Below are 16,050 nucleotides of genomic sequence, written 5' to 3' on the forward strand. Positions count from 1 at the left end.
CCTGCTGATTAGTAAAAACTGTTAACTAAGTTGTGAAGGAGCATGCGCGTTTGCGAGAACGGCTGCCATTGACCATTAGTGTTAAGACTTAGGTCCCGCCATGGCAGACGCTTTTCGGCCGAACTCGTCGGGCTTTGGTATAGTCGTCTCAATCAGCCATTACTCGACGTTGCCGCCTCGCCCATGCCGAACTCCTTCACGCCGCAAGTCGCTGGCGATCTCAACTACCTGAAGAGTCTCAATCGCAGCACCATTCTCAGCACCGTGAGACGCAGTCCAGGGTTGTCGCGGGCGGATATCGCCCTCCAGACCGGTCTGACCAAGGCCACCGTCGGCAGCGTGGTACAGGCGTTGTCCGAAGGTGGCTGGCTGCGCGAGGGTGAGCTGCATGCACGTGGTGGCGGGCGCCCGGGGCGAGCGCTCTATCTGGATGGCGATCGTCACTACATGCTGGGCGCCGAGGTCGGGGTCAAGGGCCTGCGGCTGGTTGCCTGCAATCTGGTGGGAGAGATCCTGGCGAGCCTTCACCAGGAAGTTTCTCCCACCACGCCCGAGGCCACGGCAACGCGCCTTGCACAGCTGCTGGTGCAGCTCCGTCAGGATCCCGCCCTGGCAGGGCGCTCCTGCCTCGGACTCGGCGTCTCCGTGCCCGGCCCTGTGTCTCCCAGCGCCCCCATTCTCAGACTGGCGCCCAACCTGGGGTGGGAAGACGTCGATTTTCTGGCGTTACTGCGAGAACAGCCGGATCTGCCGGGTGGCGTATGGCTGCTGGACAACGAGGCCAATGCTGCTGCGTTCGGCGAGTTCTACTTCTTCGACGGCGTGCCGCCCGAGTCGATCGCCTACATCAGCGCCGACATCGGTATCGGCTGCGGCGTGGTCAGCGGTGAACATTTTCCCGTGGTGCCGAGGGGGTATCAAGGGTTGGTAGGCGAGATCGGACATACCGTGATCCAGCCTGGCGGCGCGTTTTGCCATTGCGGCAATCGCGGCTGTGCGGAAACGCTGGTAAGCGGGTGGGCGCTGCGCGAGGCACTGAACGTCGAGCCGGAGGCCAGCCTCAGCGCGGCGGTACAGGCCCGGGCCGACGAGGAAGCCGTTCAAACCCTGATCCAGCGTGCGGGAGAAGCGCTGGGGCTCTTGATGCTCAATCTGCACCACACGCTCAATCCCTCGATGCTGATTCTGGGGGGCTCTTTGATGCGGCTGGAAGCGCGTCTGATAGAGCCGGCCCTGGCCTACTTCCACGACCATCAGAACGATCTGCTCAGGAATTCCCAATCCGTTCCGATCAAGATCATCGAAGACAGCACGTTCACTGCGGCCAGAGGCGCCGCCGCCCAGGTCATGGCCCGGGCGGCGATCGAGGTGTAGACGTCGATGGTCCGGCAGGCGGATTGCTCAGCAGTGCCGGATCGTCACTCGGCTGGCGCCGTTGCCGCTGGGTTCGACCCGTATCTGTAGCGGAATTCGCTCGTGCATTTCCTGGACGTGGGAGATCACTCCGACCCGGCGCCCTTGTGCCTGCAGGCCGTCGAGGGCATCCATCGCCAGCGCCAGCGACTCCGGATCGAGACTGCCGAAGCCTTCGTCGATGAACAGCGATTCGATCGCCAGCTGGTGCGATGCCATCGAAGCCAGACCCAGGGCGAGCGCGAGCGAAACCAGGAACGTTTCGCCGCCGGAGAGCGAATGCACCGAGCGGCGTTCGTCGGCCATGTCGCCATCGATCACCAGAATGCCGAGCTCGCTGCCACCGCGTGTTAGCCGGTAGCGGGGCGTCAGCGCCCGCAGGTGCTGGTTGGCGTGGGTCAACAGGTGATCGAGATTGTAGGCCTGGGCGATGCGCCGGAACTGCTTGCCGTCCGCGCTGCCGATCAGGTCGCCGATCAGCCGCCAGCGATTGAGCTCGTGCTGTGCCGCCTCGCGCGCCTGGGCGCCTTCGCGCTGGGCCTGGCGGCGGCGGTCGTCCTCGCGAAGCCGGTGCTGGGCCGCATCGCGACTCTCCTGACGCTCGTCGCGCTGCCGTTCCAGCGCCTGCAGCGTCTCGCGCTGGCGGGCCAATTGCCCCGCCAGCTCGCGGCTGTTGGCCTCGTCGAGCAGGTCCTTCTCGTCCGATGCCGGCAGTAACCGGCGACGCTGATCGTGCAGCGCCTGTCGGCGCTCCTCCTGCTTGACGGTCGCGGCGGCGAGGTCGCGCTCCAGTCTGGTCAGGGCCTCCCGCCGCCGGCGATGATCCGCTTCGCTGACGGCCAGCAGCGCCTCGACCGTCTCGTCGTCGAGGGCAGGGCGTTCGCGGCGCCAGGCCTGCCAGGCGCCGTCGAGTTCGTCGAACTCGGCCTGGGCGTCTTGCTGGCGCTGTTCGAGATCCACCAGCTTTTGGCTCAGCTGCGCGTGGGTCTGGGCCAGCGTCTGCCAGCGCGCCTGATGCTCCTCGAGGGTCGCTTCCGCCTGCCGGCACTGCCGTTCCAGCGCTGCCTGCCAGGCCGGAACGGATTCGTGACTGCCGAGCCGGGCCGCCAACCGACTGCCGGTATCTTCCACCTGCTGCTGACGTGAAGGTAACAACGCCTCGAGCGCCTGCAAGCGTTGGCGATTCAGGGTGCGGCGCTCTTCCAGCTTGCCCAGCTCGAGCGACAGCCGTTGCCAGTCGGCTTCCAGCGGCTGCAGCAGGCGCTCCGCGTCGTCGAGCGCGGCGAGACGGTCGCTGGCCTCCTGCCATTGCCGATTCAGCCGTTCCCGCCGGGTCTCGAACCAGCCGTCGGCCGACTCGCTCCGGCGAAGCGCCGGGGCGTCGTCGTGGGCATCGATCGCCGCGCGGGCCTGATCGAGCTGTCGGGACAGCGTCTCGAGCTGGCGCTCTCTTTCCTGCATGCCCTGGCGACAGGCACGATAGTCGGCGCTGCACTGATGGTAGGTTTGCTGGGCACGCTCGACCTGCTGGCGCTGGCCTTCGAGCCGTTGCCGCTCCTGGCGCTCGATCGCCTCGATCATGGCGACGCCGGGGTGCGCTGGCGGTGCGTGCCGGAAGGGATGATCCGTTCCCCCACAGACCGGGCAGGGCTCGTCTTCCCGCAGGTATTGGCGCAGCTGTTCGACGTTCTCGCTCCGGGCTGCTCTTGCCGCTTCGATCTGATCACGGATCGTCTCGTCTTCGGACTCGGCGGCCTTGAGCCGTTCCGCGGCCTGTCTGCCTTCGGTTTCCAGCGTCTTCAGCCGGTGGCGTTCGGCATCGAGCTGCTGGCGTGTCGCGGTCTGCTCGCGATGCAGGCGTTCGCCTTCGCGCCAATCCTGTTGCAGGCTTTGCAGCGTTTGCAGCTCATGTTGGGCCAGGTCGCGCCGATGGTTCAGGCTCGAGCGCAGCTCGTGGGCATTCCGGTCTGCGCTCCGGGCTGCGCCTGAGTGTTCGTGTGCCTGTTCGTCGGGCTCGTCGGTGGCTTCCAGCAAGCGCGCCAACACGGCTCGCTGTTCATCGAGACGCGCCTCGAGCGGCTGGCGTGTCCGTGTCAGTTCTTCGTGGCGCTGGTCGTCGGTCAGTGCGGCGTCGGCGAGCTGGCGGTGTTCCTGCTGCTGCTGGATGAGCTGCTGCCGCTGGTATTCGAGATCGGCGGCCAGCCGGCGCGCTTCGTCCAGCAGCGGCTGGGCTTCCCTTTCGTCCTGCCGGGCTTGCTCGTGGGCCTGCCGCGCCGCGGCCAGCCGGGGCTCCAGGGCTTCGCGCTCGCGATCGCCATCCTCGGACAGGCGGCGCTGCTCCGCCAGGGTCTGGCGATTGGCGACCAACGTACGCTCCAGCGTTTGGCGTCGCCGGGCCCGTTCCCGCCACGGGGCCAGCTCGTCGAGCTGGGCGAGCTGGCGACGCTCGGCCTGGTTCTGCTGCCATGCGTGTTCGGCCTGACGCCAGCCGGCTTCCGCCTGCTGCCACGCCTGAAGAAGTTGAGCATCGCGTTCGAGCTCGATGCCTTGGGCCTGGTGGCGCGACAGCTCGGCCTGCAACTCGGCCAGCGCCTGCTCCTCGGCCTGGGCCTGCTGCTCGTAAGTGGTACGGGTGTCGGCGTCCACCGGCAGGGCATCGGCGAGCCGGGTTTCGATGGCCTCGAGGGTCGCTTTGGCCTCACGCACCCTTTGATACGCGGCCTTCGAGATCTCGGAATAGTGCTGGGTATCGGTCAGGCGCTCGAGCAGTTCGCTGCGTTCGTTGTCGTCGGCCTTGAGAAAGGCGGCGAATTCGCTCTGGGCCAGCAGCACGGCCCGGGTGAATTGATCGAACTTGAGCCCTAGCCGCTCGGGCAGCAGCTTTTCGAACTCCCGGGTCTGGGCGGTGAGCAACTGGTTGGCGTCCAGATCGGTGAGAAACTGCTCGGTCTTCTGCAGGCTGCCGTCGATCTTGTTGCGGGCACGGCGCGCCGACCAGCGCGCCCGGTAGCGACGGCCATCGCGGCCGACGAAGTCCACCTCGGCGAAGCCGCTGGCGCAGCCCCGCCGCAGCAGGGTGCGTGCATCGGCGGTGGTCAGCGTGTCGTCGTTGACATCGGCGATCTGGGAGTCCCGGCGGGGCGCCTGACGCAGGCGCGGCGTGCTGCCGTAGAGCGCCAGGCAGAGCGCGTCGAGCAGGGTGCTCTTGCCGGCGCCGGTGGGGCCGGTGATGGCGAACAAGCCCTGATCGGCCAGTGGCGAGGCGGTGAAATCGATCTCGTGGAGTCCGGCCAGCGAGGCGAGGTTTTCCAGGCGAATGGCGAGAATCTTCATGCCTTGTTTTCCCCATCGTTCTCCTGTTGGCTTTCCGCGTCCTGAACCTGCTGCAGGAGGCTGGCAAAGTCCGTCATCACGTCTTCCGGCGGTGCATCGCCGTAGCGCGCCTGCCAGGTGCGGCCGAAGACCTCCTGCGGGGTCAGGCTGTCGAGATCGACGCTGGCGTCCGCATCATCCTGCGAGCTGGCATTGGGATAGCGGCTGTGAATGCGCAGCAGGCGCAGCGGCTTGCCATCCAGGGCGGCTTCGATTCGCGCACGCAGGTCGGGGCGGGGCGCGTCGAGATCGATCCGGATCTCCAGCCACGGCCAGCGTTCGCGGGGCATCGTGGCATCGGGGAGCTCGGCGTTCGTCTTCAGCGCCTCCAGCGCATGTTCGACCTCCTCGAGACTGCCCGGCCCCACGCGTTGCAGCGCGACGTGACGCGGGATCGGCAGCGTCTCGATCCCGCCCAGCGCTTCGCCGTCGAGAGTGAACTCGATCACTTGATGCGGATAGTGACTCTCGCTGAAATCGAGCGGCAGGGGCGAGCCGCTGTAGCGGATGCGCGGTTCACCGACCTGCTGGGGGCGATGCAGGTGGCCCAGCGCGACGTAGGCGATCGATTCGGGGAACAGTGTCGCCGAAACCGACTCCTCGCCGCCGATGACGATGGGACGCTCGCTCGCCTCGGAGACGGCGGCGCCCTGAAGGTGGGCGTGGCTCATCGCCACCAGCGCCTGGCCCGGCTGGCGGCGTGCCTCGGCGGCCTCGATCAGTTCGCCATGCACCCGCGCGATGCCCTCGCGGTAGTCGTCGATCTCGCCGCCGGTCACTTCCGCGGGGCGCAGAAAGGGCAGCGCCAGACACCACGCCTTGAGCGCGCCGTCGGCATCGTGCAGCGGCACCAGCAGGTGGTCGCTGTCGAGCCGGCCGTCATCGAGCCAGTGCACTCGCCCCAGGGCGTGCGTTCTGAGGCTCTTCATCAGCGGTGCGGGCAGCTCGATGCGCGAGCCGCTGTCGTGGTTGCCGGCGATCATCACGATCTCCAGCGCCGGCAGCGCAGCATGGGCGGCAACGACGAAGTCGTAGAGCAGTTCCTGGGCGCGTAGCGAGGGATTGACCACATCGAAAATGTCGCCGGCGATCAGCAGCGCGTCGGGCTGGCGCTCGACGAGTGTCGCCAGCAGCCAGTCGAGAAAGGCGCGATGTTCGACATGGCGTTCCTGGCCATGGAAGGACTGGCCCAGGTGCCAGTCGGCGGTGTGGAGTAGTTTCACGGCGCGGCGCCCTGTTGCGTCTGAGAGAGTGAAGCGGCAAAAGCGTCGCCAAGTGTAACGCGACGTCGCGCCCGTTGAAGGCCGAATCGGACTTGAAGGGCGAATCGGGATTGAAAGATGAGTCTAGGTCGGAGAGCGGCGCGGCCGTGCATGAAACGGCAACAGGCCCTAGGCTGATGTCCTCAACCTGGATGGCGGGAGGCGCAGGATGGCGCTACATGAATGGAATCTCACGCCCGAGGCGGCGATCGCCTTGCAGAAGCAGCTGGCACCACGGATCGTCCGCGAGGAGGCGTTGGGAGAGGTCGGCCTGATCGCCGGCATGGATATCGGCTTCGAGGATGGCGGGGAGACCACGCGGGCGGCGCTGGTGCTGCTCGAATGGCCGTCGCTCACCTTGATCGAGCAGGTAGTGCATCGCGAGCCGACGCGTATGCCCTACGTGCCGGGGCTGTTGTCGTTTCGCGAGATTCCAGCGGCGCTGGGGGCGTTCGAGCAGTTGTCACAGCGCCCGGATCTGATCATGGTCGATGGACAGGGCATCGCGCATCCGCGCCGTCTGGGCATCGCCTCGCATCTGGGGCTCTGGCTCGATCTGCCCACCATCGGCGTGGGCAAGAGCCGGCTATGCGGTCAGTTTGGCGACGTGCCCTTGGAGAAGGGCGCATGGACGCCGTTGACCGACCGTCGGCGCGAAGAGGACCCGAACGACGTTGCCCTCGACGAGCGTGGCCGCGTCACCATCGGCGCGGTGCTGCGTTCGCGGGAGGGGGTGAAACCGCTGTTCGTGTCGCCGGGGCATCGTATGTCCCTCGATGGCGCCGTCGACTGGGTGGTGCGCTGCCTGGGCAGGACCAAGCTGCCGGAGCCGACCCGGCTGGCGGATCGGCTGGCATCCCGGCGCGGTTCGGTAGCGACCAGCGGCCAGCTACCGCTGTAGCGTCCGGCTTGTTATGAGGGCACCCGTCGTGCTCAGGATTCGTCGAGGCGCTTCAGGCCGTCGAACAGCGCCTCGTGGAACCGCTTGGGCTGCTGGATATGGGGCGAGTGGCCCAGTTCGGGGAATTCGACCAGTTCGGCATCGGGGATGCGTTCGGCGGCGCGTTCGCCCAGCACGTCGTAGTGGCCCAGCGTCTTCTTGACGGCATCGGAGGCAAGCCCCTTGCCGATCGCCGTGTTGTCCTTCTCGCCGATCAGCAGCAGCGTCGGCACCTGAATCTCGTCGAATTCGTGAATCACCGGCTGGGTGAAGACCATGTCCGAGGTGAGAGCCTGGTTCCAGGCGACGAGATCGCCGCCATCGCCAGCGTACATGCCCGCCAGCATATCGACCCAGCGGTCATAGCGCGGCTCCCACTCGCCGACGTAGTAGGTCGACTGCTGATACTGGCGGATCGCCTCGGCATCCTTCTGCTGTTCGCTGGCGTAGGCTTCGTCGATCGGCTGGTACGGCACACCCTTGGCCTTCCAGTCTTCGAGTCCGATCGGGTTGACCAGCACCAGCTTTTCGGTCTGCTCGGGGTACATCAGCGCGTAGCGGCTTGCCAGCATGCCGCCCATGGAGTGGCCCATCACCGTGACGTCGTCGAGATCGAGGCTTTCGAGCAGAGCGTGGGTGTTGGTCGCGAGCTGGTGAAAGCTGAACTGATAGGACTCGGGCTTGCTCGACTTGCAGAAGCCGATCTGGTCCGGTGCAATCACGCGGTAGCCAGCATCATTTAAGCGCTCGACGGAATCCTCCCAGGTCGCGGCGCAGAAATTCTTGCCATGAAGCAGAACGGCGGTATGGCCATTGGGCTCCCTGGCCGGGACGTCCAGATACGCCATCTGCAACTGCTGACGTTGCGAGGTGAAGCGGAAACGCTCCACCGGATAGGGGTAATCGAAGCCCTTCAGTTCGGCGCCGTAACCTGACGTGGCTTCACTGTTCTGCTTCGAGGGCTCGGCTTGCTGGGCCTCGGCGCTGGCGGGGACGCCAACCATCGTGGCGCCCAGGGCGAGACCCAGGGCCGGCAGCCAATGGCGGTGCGGTGAGAACGAGATCGCGGACGTCGCTGTCATGCAGAACTCCTGATGGGGAGGGGAATGGGCGAAGACACCATTTTTAGACGACGGTCTCGCCGATAGTTCAAACGATATCCAGCGATACCGGCTCCTTCGGGGCGGGAAAGGCGTTGTCGAGCTGGGTGAGGTCGTCGCTGTCGAGCTCGATCCCCAGCGCCGCGGCATTGGCCTCGACGTGGGCCAGGCTCGATGCCTTGGGAATCGCGATGACGCCTCGCGTTCCGTCCTGATTGACGCTGGTGGGGCGAATCACCCAGGCCAGCAGTATCTGGGCGGCGCTGGCGCCATGCTTGTCGGCGATGTCGTTGACCACGGACGACGAGAGCAGCTTGGATCGCAGCCGCCCGCCCTGGGCCAACGGGCAGTACGCCATCACCGGAATGTGGTGATCCTGCATCCACGGAATGATGTCGACCTCGATACCGCGGGAGCCGAGGTGATAGAGCACCTGATTGGTGGCGCAGTCGGCGGCGGCAGGCAGCGAGTCCATGGCTCTGAGGTTGCCGGCATCGAAGTTGGAAACCCCGAAGCGCCGGATCTTGCCCTGGTCACGCAGCCGTTCGAACGCCTCGAACGTCTCCTCGAGGGGAATGTTACCGGGCCAGTGCAGCAGATAGAGATCGATCGTGTCGATGCCCAGCCGTTCGAGGCTGCGCTCGCAGGCCGCGATGGTGCTCTCCCGGCCGGCGTTCCAGGGGTAGACCTTGGAGACGATGAAGGCGTCGTCGCGCCGCCCGTGGATCGCTTCTCCGACGACCTCTTCGGCGCCGCCGTCGCCGTACATCTCGGCGGTATCGATGACCTTCAGCCCCAGATCCAGCCCGTGGCGCAGCGCCGCGACTTCCTGCCGGCGCGGCACCTGGTTTTCTCCCATGTACCAGGTCCCCTGGCCGATGGCCGGAAGGAATATCGAGGGTGCTGCCTGGCTCTCTGGCAGCACGATGCACGGTGGCGTACTTGGGCGCGATGGCGTACTTGGCATGGAACCCCCTGTTCGTTAAGGCGTTACTGTTATGCTGGCTGCCACTCGTGGGTTTCGCAAATGGCTTTGTCGGTCACCCTATGGTTCGGAGACCGTCTATCTCGGCAACCGTCTATCCCGACAATCGATTAATATCGCCGGGTGCCCGCGAGACGTCGATTGATTTCATGTGAGTCGTTCTTCGACGGGTGCGATCGCCTCATTCGGTTCACGTCACTAATCTCAGGAGTTCCGTCATCGACCCTTCCTTTATCGGCCTCACGCGGGCCTGGCTGGAATCCTTCGTCGTCGCCCACGACATCTGCCCCTTTGCCGGCCGCGAGTCGCGGCGGGACGCTATTCGCTACGCGGTGGCCGACGCTACCGACCTCGAGGGGCTGCTCCACGAACTGGTGGCGGAATGCCGTAGCCTGGATGCCGAGCCCGGGATCGCCACCACGCTGCTGATCGCGCCGGCCGGCATGGAGGATTTCGACGACTATCTGGATTGGCTCGAGCTGGCCGAGCGGCTGCTGGAGGATCTCGAATACACCGGCATCTATCAGTTGGCCAGCTTCCACCCGGATTACGTCTTCGACGGCGTCGAGGCGTCCGACCCGGCCAATGCGACCAATCGTTCGCCCTACCCGATGCTGCATCTTCTGCGGGAGGCCGAGCTCGAGCGGGCGCTGGCGAGCTATCCCGATCCCGAGTCGATCCCGGAGCGCAACATGGAAACGCTGCGAGCGCCGGGTTCCGAGGCGCTGGCGGCATCGCGACGCGTCCTGGCGCGGGCGGGTGGCGCAGCACAGGAATAGGCTATGCTGGTCGTGGTGCACGTGTCATCGGATACGTCGCGCTGCGATCCTTGCAATCGCTTCGCCCTTTGAGTCGTTTCTTTTGTTTGGATCGTTCTTTTTGTTTGATCATTCCTTTGGTTTGAATCGTTCTTTAGCGGAGAGACAACCATGCAGAGCGTGACGCGAGGCGGCGTACCCGTCGAGGTGGGAGGCGACTTTCCGGTCGTCGGCGAGACGGCGCCTGCCTTTACCCTGACCAATGGCGAGCTGGAAGACGTGTCGCTGTCGGATTTTGCCGGCCGCCGCAAAGTGCTCAACATCATTCCCAGCGTCGACACCAGAACCTGTGCGATGTCCACGCGCAAGTTCAACGAATATGGCAGCGGGCTCGACAACACGGCGGTGCTGATCGTGTCGGCGGATCTGCCGTTCGCGCAGAGCCGTTTCTGCGGCGCCGAAGGGCTGGATCGGGTGATCACGCTCTCCTGCTTCCGCCATCCGGAGTTCCGGGAGCGCTACGGTGTCGCCTTGCAGAGCGGCGTGATGGCGGGGCTCTGTGCCCGGGCCGTCATCGTGATCGACGAGCAGGACAAGGTCGTGCATGCCGAGCTGGTCAGCGAGATCAAGAACGAGCCGAATTACGACGCGGCGCTCGAGGCGCTCAAGGCGTAGCGAATTCCCCGCTTCAGGCGGGAGTCGGTGAGTCGGGGCGGATGACGTCTGGCGCAGGTGGTCTACACTGATCCCCATCCCATCCACCGCGATGGCCGATGACGTCGAAACGTCATAGCAAACCAGAAGGAGTTGACGATGACGATCAAGAAATCCGGATCTGCCGAATGGAAAGGCAGCCTGAAGAAAGGCAAGGGTGTCGTCTCCACCGAGAGCGGCGCACTCAAGGAGAGCCCATACGGCTTCAATACCCGCTTCGAGGGTCAGCCCGGCACCAACCCGGAGGAGCTGATCGCTTCCGCTCATGCCAGCTGCTTCTCGATGGCGCTGTCCATGATGCTGGGCGAAGAGGGCATCGAGCCGGACAGCATCAAGACCGATGCCACCGTGATCATGGAGCAGGACGACAGCGGCTTCACCATTACCGAAGTCCAGCTCAAGACCGTCGCCAAGATTCCGGGTGCCGACCAGGCGACGTTTGATAGCGCCGCCCAGAAGGCCAAGGAAGGCTGCCCGATTTCCAAGCTTCTAAAGGCCAAGATTTCGCTGGATGCCAAACTGGAAAGTTGAGCATCGGGCGATAGCGAAAAGCCGGCTCGCGAGGCCGGCATCATGATGAATCGCGTATCGTCAGGATGACGCAACGCAGGCAGTAACACGCAGGCAGTAGCAACAGGACAGGAAGTCCAGGTTCAAGCGGTGATTCGAAGGCGGGCCGAGAGGCCCGCCTTTCGTATTTCCGGGGCTTGGCCGCCACGGTTCGATCGAGCAACGATTGACATCGATGAAGCCGCCAGTACAATGAGCGCGCCTATCGAATTGCGGATGTGGTGGAATTGGTAGACACGCTAGATTTAGGTTCTAGTGCCGAAAGGTGTGGGAGTTCGAGTCTCCCCATCCGCACCAACAAGCATATTTTCATATCCCTCCCAGTACCTACGTATCACCCCACAAAGCCCATAACCACGCGCTTTCTAGCCTGATTCGATGCACTCATAGGCATTGGTGCGCGTGTGTATAACGTACTTTTCCTTGTATGCCTCCTTGTATGCCGCCTATGATTACGAACTTAGGCATACACTGGGCATACACGAATGAAGCGATCCGAGATCAAGCGTCGCCCCCTGGCTGACACCGTGCTGGCTACCCTGGAACCAGAGGCCAAGGTTTACCGGGAGCTGGACGGTAACGGCCTTTACTTCCGCGTAAAGCCCAGCGGCTCGAAGTCGTGGGAGCTGCGCTACAAGTCACCGGACACCGGCAAATGGAGCTGGTACGGCCTGGGCAGCTACACCGACCTGTCAGGCGCGAGAGCCAGAAAGGAGGCCAGCCGGGTACAAGACTTGATCCGCGATGGCATCGACCCGGTGAAGAAACGCCGTGCCGACCTGGAGGCGACCGACGCCGCCAAGGCCAATACCTTCAAGCGTGCCGCCGAATACTGGTATCAGCACAAGGCAGACAATGGCCGCCGCGCTCAGACGCTCAAGGGTATGCGCCTGGCACTGGATCGCGACATTCTCCCTGTTATCGGGGATCGCCCGATTGGCTCGCTCAGTCATCCCGATTGCGTGGGCATACAAGAAACTATCGAGAAGCGTGGAGCCTTCAACACTGCCGAGAAGGTACGTGGCTGGCTGCGTGAGATATTCGGCATGGCCGTCGCCAAGGGCTGGTGTTTCAGCAACCCCGCTGCTGAGATGCATCGTGTGGCCGCTCAAGCGCCGAAAGAGAAGCAACTGGCCCACCTATACGAGTCAGAGCTGCCGGACTTCCTACGCGCTCTCAGAACCGCCCCCAGCCGTACCCTGGTCGCCACCGCTGCATGGATGACCGTCTACACCGCCTCCCGTCCTGGCATGGTCAGGCAAGCCGAGTGGTCAGAGATCGATCTTGATAACGCCCTGTGGTCGATCCCCGGCGAGAAGATGAAGATGCACCTTCCCCACCTGGCACCGCTGCCGACTCAAGTAGTAGACCTGCTGCGCGAATTGAAGCGCACGACCGGACGCGGCAAGTGGGTATTCCCCAGCAACGGCCCGAAGAATCCCGTTCTCTCCGATAACTCGATCAATAAGTGCTTTGCCCTGATCGGCTACAAGGGACGGATGACCGGCCACGGCAGCCGCCACACCTTCAAGACGCTGGTATCCGAACACGGCTGGAATACGGTCTGGTCGGAACGCCACCTGGCCCACGTCAAAAAAGGCGAGGAGGCGACCTACGACAAGGCCCAATATCTCGCCCCGCGCCGGATCATGACTCAGTGGTATGCCGACTATCTCGACGCGCTACAGGCGGGCATGACGAAGCAGATACAGGCCGAGTTCGACAGCCGCGTTAACGTCCTGGGCGAAAACATCGTGGAACTGGTGAGGCGGGCATGAAGAAGACTGAATTTGATCCATATCGATGGGCAAGAGATGAATACTGCGAAGAGCCGCAAGAGAATGCAGGTGAACTTCTCGGCTCTGTAATATTGCAATCAGAAGCCATAATCAAAGAAAACAATGATGATAAGCAGCTTCAGGAGTTCGCGCTTAGAGTTTTGAACCTGGCCGCAACAACGATGCAGGCTGATTGGGCGAAGGAAGAGAGCGGTTTGTCTGAGGAAATAGCCCACAGCATCAGGAGAACTATTGTCACTGCCTATGTGTTGGGCGAACAGGCTTCACTTCTTCGCAGCGCTACAAGCCAATCAGACGAGCAACTGATAGATGACATCGGTAAAAAGCTGGCAAGCCAAATGGGACGACATGCCGCTGACATAAGACACAGCAAGCCAGGAGGAAGTCGAGACCTCCGGGATAAAATCCGATCAATATGGGCGACTGGAAAATATACATCTAAGGATATATGCGCCGAACAAGAATGGGAGGATATTGGTTTCAAGTCGTTTAGCACTGCCAGAAAAGCGCTACGCAATGCTTAGCCGGTGCGCGTAGAGGACAGCCCCTGCATGCATACGATGTTCTAACAACGCCGAGCCAGATTTACCGTTTAAGCGTCATCCACAGGAGGCGCTTAAATGCATATAGAATCACTCCCCACCGACCAGCAATTAATCTCCCAGCCGTCGCTCTATCGCTCGCTCGATATGTCCCGCGCTGGACTGGAAAAACTGCGCAAGAACGACCCCAGCTTTCCCCGCCCGATCAAGTTCGGCGAATCCCGGCAGAGCTGCGCCTACTACATCGTCGGCGAAGTGAAGTCGTGGCTTGAAACCAAGATGAGCCAGCGAGGTGCCGCATGATGACCTTGCAATGCCTACCAGTGCCGGGATATGCTTCGACCGTCGCGGCAAAATCCGTGACCGGGTTTGACAGCCTGAAACCAAATAGGCGCATAGGCGCCACCATCTCGACGGCGCCGTTTTTGTGCCCGTCAGTTATGGCGGCGGTGCGTGGGAGCCTTCGGGCTGCCGGTTTCCTATTTGGCCGGTCTGTCAACCTGCGTACCGTCGCCCACCCCTCGATTGACAGCGAGCTGGGCGACTCCGACCAAATAGGAGTCACACCAATGGCAATCCGCCTGTACCCCGCCCGAAAACCGTCCAAATCCCGCGCTTTAGCCCATCGAGCGATGGCAAAGGCTGCGCTTTTCTCAGATTCCAGCGCCGCCGTCCGGCTCAAGCGCTACTCCCACCATATGGATCGTGCCCGCGCTCTCGAAGCCCAGCTTCAGGAGGTGGCGCAATGACTACGCCAACCAAAATCGAAGCCTACCTTCCCGCCGAAGCCGTTGCCGTGCGTCCTGACCTAATGCCTGGCGTCAATATCGACGCGATGACGGCAACGATCAATCACGTCCAAGGCGCTATCACTGCCGTCGAGGTGCTGCTGGGCGAAGCCTGCGAAGACCGCCCATCCGATCACGTCCTGTCCGCGATGCTGGCTGGCGTGGAGACACAACTGGCCGTGCTAACCGCGCTGTGCAATCACGCTCACGTCACAAGCGAGCCGAAGGCCGGGGAGGATGAATGATCGAAGTCCACATCCACGCCCAGCGCCAAGCCATCAACGTCGAAGCGCCGAGCGCTGAGGAAGCGCTTTATCTAGTCGACCGTGACGACGCTATCGCGCTGGAGCCTGCTGGCACTGGCTGGGATGCCGTTGTCTGGGATCGTGACGCCTGCCTGATTATCCGGCAGCACGCCGGGACGCGAACGCTAGCCCTCAATCGTGGCGTGCAACGCTATCGTCTGCTAATGGAACGGCGGGAGGTGGCGAATGGCTGAACAAAGAAAAGCGCCCGTCCCCAATGGAGAGCGAGCGCCTATCAATTCTGTGCCCAATGAGTATATCTCGCTCTATTTGCTCCGCAAAGCGATTCCGCTGGCGTCTCTACGAGCGGCCACGTCTGCCCGCATTCAGATGCGCGGTGAAGTGTTGTTCCGGGAGCTACTGGACGCGGCTGGCGATCATCGCGGCTGGGAACGTATCTGGCCGGACGGCACCAAGAAGACCGCCTATGGCTCGACTGTCCGTGCCACCTTCACGCCTTTTGGTTTCCGAACGGGGCCTGACGTGCTGCGCCTTCGAGGAACGCTGATCGTCTGTGCTGGCCTGGCTGACGGTTTCAGGATCAACGAAGCCACTGGCTGGCCGGTCGCGTGCGGTGTCGGAGAACCTGGGCTCAAGGCGCTAGCTGACTGCCTGTTCACCTGCGCCCCTCACGTTGAACTGCTGGTCGCGGCTGATGCCGACGAGGCTGGCATTCGAGCCGCCAAGGCGACCGGACGGCGCTGGATTGTGCCGGGGGAGGTGTCTCATGCGGCATAAGGATTGGTCCGACGTATTTCAGGCCGAGGGAAGCGCGGCGATCAAGGCGCAGTTTGATAACCCTTTCGAGGAACCGGAAGCCGACGATCAGCAAGCCCCTATCACCACCGAAAAGCCACGGCCACTGCCCACTAGCCTGCCGCCGGTCCAGCGTTTCGAGCCTGACATGCTCCCCGACGAGCTACGCGACTATGTGCTGGACGTTTCACGGCGTATCCAGTGCCCACCGGAATACTGTGCGGTCGCGGCCCTGACGCTGCTGTCGGGGCTGGTCGGACACAAGGTGCGAATGCGGCCCAAGCAGCATGACGACTGGGAGATTGTCATTGTGCTGTGGGCTGCCCTGGTGGGCGATCCTTCCGCGATGAAGACGCCAGCCATCAAGGCAATGCGCTTTGCCATCGACGCCATCGAGGCAGACGCCAGACGCGAGCATGAGAAAGCCCTGGCTGACCACATGGCCGAGATGGAGCTGTTCGACGTAGCAAAGGCGGCGTCGAAGAAGAAAGCCAAGGATCGAGCCAACAAGGGCGACATGGACGGCGCGAAAGCCGCTCTGGCCGAAGCGGTCGAACCCAAGGCACCCAAGCCCGCCGAAAGGTTGGTTATCAACGATGCAACAGTCGAGAAAGCTGGCGAGCTGATGAACCAGAGCGAGAGCCATCTTACGGTACTGCGCGACGAGCTGGCTGGATTCTTGGCCCGCCTACAGCAAGAGGACAATAGCAGCGTATAGAGCGACAATTACTCTGGCCGGCCGACGA

Annotated in this window: 17 protein-coding genes and 1 tRNA gene; 14 read left to right on the forward strand and 4 right to left on the reverse strand. The window is 63.3% G+C overall.

Annotation, left to right across the window (positions count from 1 at the left end):
- Positions 1–183: 183 nt before the first annotated feature.
- Positions 184–1,374 (forward strand): ROK family transcriptional regulator, encoded by a 1,191-nt coding sequence (locus R5R73_RS07310; RefSeq protein ID WP_322529297.1) that lies wholly within the window; start codon positions 184–186, stop codon positions 1,372–1,374.
- 27 nt (positions 1,375–1,401) lie between these two features.
- On the opposite strand, the gene R5R73_RS07315 is transcribed toward R5R73_RS07310, so the two are convergent.
- Complete coding sequence (locus R5R73_RS07315) at positions 1,402–4,746, reverse strand: AAA family ATPase (RefSeq protein ID WP_322529298.1); 3,345 nt, start codon at positions 4,744–4,746, stop codon at positions 1,402–1,404.
- Positions 4,743–6,008: an exonuclease SbcCD subunit D C-terminal domain-containing protein gene (locus tag R5R73_RS07320; RefSeq protein ID WP_322529299.1), complete on the reverse strand. Its 1,266-nt coding sequence runs from the start codon at positions 6,006–6,008 to the stop codon at positions 4,743–4,745. The genes R5R73_RS07315 and R5R73_RS07320 overlap by 4 nt, the downstream gene beginning before the upstream one ends.
- Positions 6,009–6,216: 208 nt before the next feature.
- Here R5R73_RS07320 and nfi point away from each other — a divergent pair, with 208 nt between their 5' ends.
- Entirely contained in the window at positions 6,217–6,948 is a 732-nt protein-coding gene (gene nfi, locus R5R73_RS07325) for a deoxyribonuclease V (protein ID WP_322529300.1), read from the forward strand.
- Positions 6,949–6,980: 32 nt separating this feature from the next.
- Here the strand turns inward: nfi and R5R73_RS07330 are convergent, their stop codons facing one another.
- Together R5R73_RS07330 and R5R73_RS07335 are read right to left on the reverse strand one after the other, a co-directional pair.
- Positions 6,981–8,069 carry an alpha/beta hydrolase gene (locus R5R73_RS07330; RefSeq protein WP_322529301.1) on the reverse strand — a complete coding sequence of 363 codons (1,089 nt, stop codon included), beginning with the start codon at positions 8,067–8,069 and terminating at the stop codon, positions 6,981–6,983.
- A gap of 67 nt (positions 8,070–8,136) precedes the next feature.
- The gene (locus tag R5R73_RS07335) at positions 8,137–9,054 is read right to left on the reverse strand and encodes an aldo/keto reductase (RefSeq protein ID WP_110635660.1); all 918 of its coding nucleotides are present in this window, start codon (positions 9,052–9,054) and stop codon (positions 8,137–8,139) included.
- A 188-nt stretch (positions 9,055–9,242) separates the two neighbouring features.
- Between R5R73_RS07335 and R5R73_RS07340 the strand changes: the two genes are divergently transcribed.
- From R5R73_RS07340 to R5R73_RS07395, 12 genes are all read left to right on the forward strand, one after another.
- Positions 9,243–9,851 carry a DUF1415 domain-containing protein gene (locus R5R73_RS07340; protein ID WP_322529302.1) on the forward strand — a complete coding sequence of 203 codons (609 nt, stop codon included), beginning with the start codon at positions 9,243–9,245 and terminating at the stop codon, positions 9,849–9,851.
- Between the two features lie 150 nt (positions 9,852–10,001).
- Complete coding sequence (gene tpx / locus R5R73_RS07345; RefSeq protein ID WP_322529303.1) at positions 10,002–10,505, forward strand: thiol peroxidase; 504 nt, start codon at positions 10,002–10,004, stop codon at positions 10,503–10,505.
- 138 nt (positions 10,506–10,643) lie between these two features.
- Positions 10,644–11,075 carry an OsmC family protein gene (locus R5R73_RS07350; protein ID WP_071232939.1) on the forward strand — a complete coding sequence of 144 codons (432 nt, stop codon included), beginning with the start codon at positions 10,644–10,646 and terminating at the stop codon, positions 11,073–11,075.
- Positions 11,076–11,326: 251 nt separating this feature from the next.
- A tRNA-Leu gene (locus R5R73_RS07355) sits at positions 11,327–11,411 on the forward strand.
- 188 nt (positions 11,412–11,599) lie between these two features.
- On the forward strand, positions 11,600–12,892 hold the full coding sequence (locus tag R5R73_RS07360) for a tyrosine-type recombinase/integrase (RefSeq protein ID WP_322529304.1): 1,293 nt from the start codon (positions 11,600–11,602) through the stop codon (positions 12,890–12,892).
- Positions 12,889–13,437 carry a hypothetical protein gene (locus R5R73_RS07365; protein WP_322529305.1) on the forward strand — a complete coding sequence of 183 codons (549 nt, stop codon included), beginning with the start codon at positions 12,889–12,891 and terminating at the stop codon, positions 13,435–13,437. The genes R5R73_RS07360 and R5R73_RS07365 overlap by 4 nt, the downstream gene beginning before the upstream one ends.
- A gap of 96 nt (positions 13,438–13,533) precedes the next feature.
- Positions 13,534–13,758 (forward strand): hypothetical protein, encoded by a 225-nt coding sequence (locus tag R5R73_RS07370; protein ID WP_322529306.1) that lies wholly within the window; start codon positions 13,534–13,536, stop codon positions 13,756–13,758.
- A complete protein-coding gene (locus R5R73_RS07375; protein WP_322529307.1) occupies positions 13,755–14,204 on the forward strand; it encodes a hypothetical protein in 450 nt (149 codons plus the stop codon). Before R5R73_RS07370 ends, R5R73_RS07375 begins: the two co-directional genes overlap by 4 nt.
- Entirely contained in the window at positions 14,201–14,488 is a 288-nt protein-coding gene (locus tag R5R73_RS07380) for a hypothetical protein (protein ID WP_071230968.1), read from the forward strand. Before R5R73_RS07375 ends, R5R73_RS07380 begins: the two co-directional genes overlap by 4 nt.
- Positions 14,485–14,742, forward strand: coding sequence for a hypothetical protein (locus R5R73_RS07385; protein WP_322529308.1), 258 nt, complete (start codon positions 14,485–14,487; stop codon positions 14,740–14,742). The genes R5R73_RS07380 and R5R73_RS07385 overlap by 4 nt, the downstream gene beginning before the upstream one ends.
- Positions 14,735–15,286 carry a hypothetical protein gene (locus R5R73_RS07390; protein WP_322529309.1) on the forward strand — a complete coding sequence of 184 codons (552 nt, stop codon included), beginning with the start codon at positions 14,735–14,737 and terminating at the stop codon, positions 15,284–15,286. The genes R5R73_RS07385 and R5R73_RS07390 overlap by 8 nt, the downstream gene beginning before the upstream one ends.
- Positions 15,276–16,022 carry a DUF3987 domain-containing protein gene (locus tag R5R73_RS07395; protein ID WP_322529310.1) on the forward strand — a complete coding sequence of 249 codons (747 nt, stop codon included), beginning with the start codon at positions 15,276–15,278 and terminating at the stop codon, positions 16,020–16,022. The genes R5R73_RS07390 and R5R73_RS07395 overlap by 11 nt, the downstream gene beginning before the upstream one ends.
- The last annotated feature ends 28 nt before the right edge of the window (positions 16,023–16,050 follow it).

Source organism: Salinicola sp. LHM (assembly GCF_034479735.1).
In the GTDB taxonomy this organism is placed as follows: domain Bacteria; phylum Pseudomonadota; class Gammaproteobacteria; order Pseudomonadales; family Halomonadaceae; genus Salinicola; species Salinicola salarius.

Coding starts and splice junctions, on each gene's coding strand:
- R5R73_RS07395 (WP_322529310.1), top strand. CDS start 15,276: ATGCGGCATAAGGATTGGTCCGACGTATTTCAGGCCGAGGGAAGCGCG.
- tpx (WP_322529303.1), top strand. CDS start 10,002: ATGCAGAGCGTGACGCGAGGCGGCGTACCCGTCGAGGTGGGAGGCGAC.
- nfi (WP_322529300.1), top strand. CDS start 6,217: ATGGCGCTACATGAATGGAATCTCACGCCCGAGGCGGCGATCGCCTTG.
- R5R73_RS07375 (WP_322529307.1), top strand. CDS start 13,755: ATGATGACCTTGCAATGCCTACCAGTGCCGGGATATGCTTCGACCGTC.
- R5R73_RS07380 (WP_071230968.1), top strand. CDS start 14,201: ATGACTACGCCAACCAAAATCGAAGCCTACCTTCCCGCCGAAGCCGTT.
- R5R73_RS07385 (WP_322529308.1), top strand. CDS start 14,485: ATGATCGAAGTCCACATCCACGCCCAGCGCCAAGCCATCAACGTCGAA.
- R5R73_RS07310 (WP_322529297.1), top strand. CDS start 184: ATGCCGAACTCCTTCACGCCGCAAGTCGCTGGCGATCTCAACTACCTG.
- R5R73_RS07360 (WP_322529304.1), top strand. CDS start 11,600: ATGAAGCGATCCGAGATCAAGCGTCGCCCCCTGGCTGACACCGTGCTG.
- R5R73_RS07335 (WP_110635660.1), bottom strand. CDS start 9,054: ATGCCAAGTACGCCATCGCGCCCAAGTACGCCACCGTGCATCGTGCTG.
- R5R73_RS07365 (WP_322529305.1), top strand. CDS start 12,889: ATGAAGAAGACTGAATTTGATCCATATCGATGGGCAAGAGATGAATAC.
- R5R73_RS07330 (WP_322529301.1), bottom strand. CDS start 8,069: ATGACAGCGACGTCCGCGATCTCGTTCTCACCGCACCGCCATTGGCTG.
- R5R73_RS07350 (WP_071232939.1), top strand. CDS start 10,644: ATGACGATCAAGAAATCCGGATCTGCCGAATGGAAAGGCAGCCTGAAG.
- R5R73_RS07315 (WP_322529298.1), bottom strand. CDS start 4,746: ATGAAGATTCTCGCCATTCGCCTGGAAAACCTCGCCTCGCTGGCCGGA.
- R5R73_RS07370 (WP_322529306.1), top strand. CDS start 13,534: ATGCATATAGAATCACTCCCCACCGACCAGCAATTAATCTCCCAGCCG.
- R5R73_RS07390 (WP_322529309.1), top strand. CDS start 14,735: ATGGCTGAACAAAGAAAAGCGCCCGTCCCCAATGGAGAGCGAGCGCCT.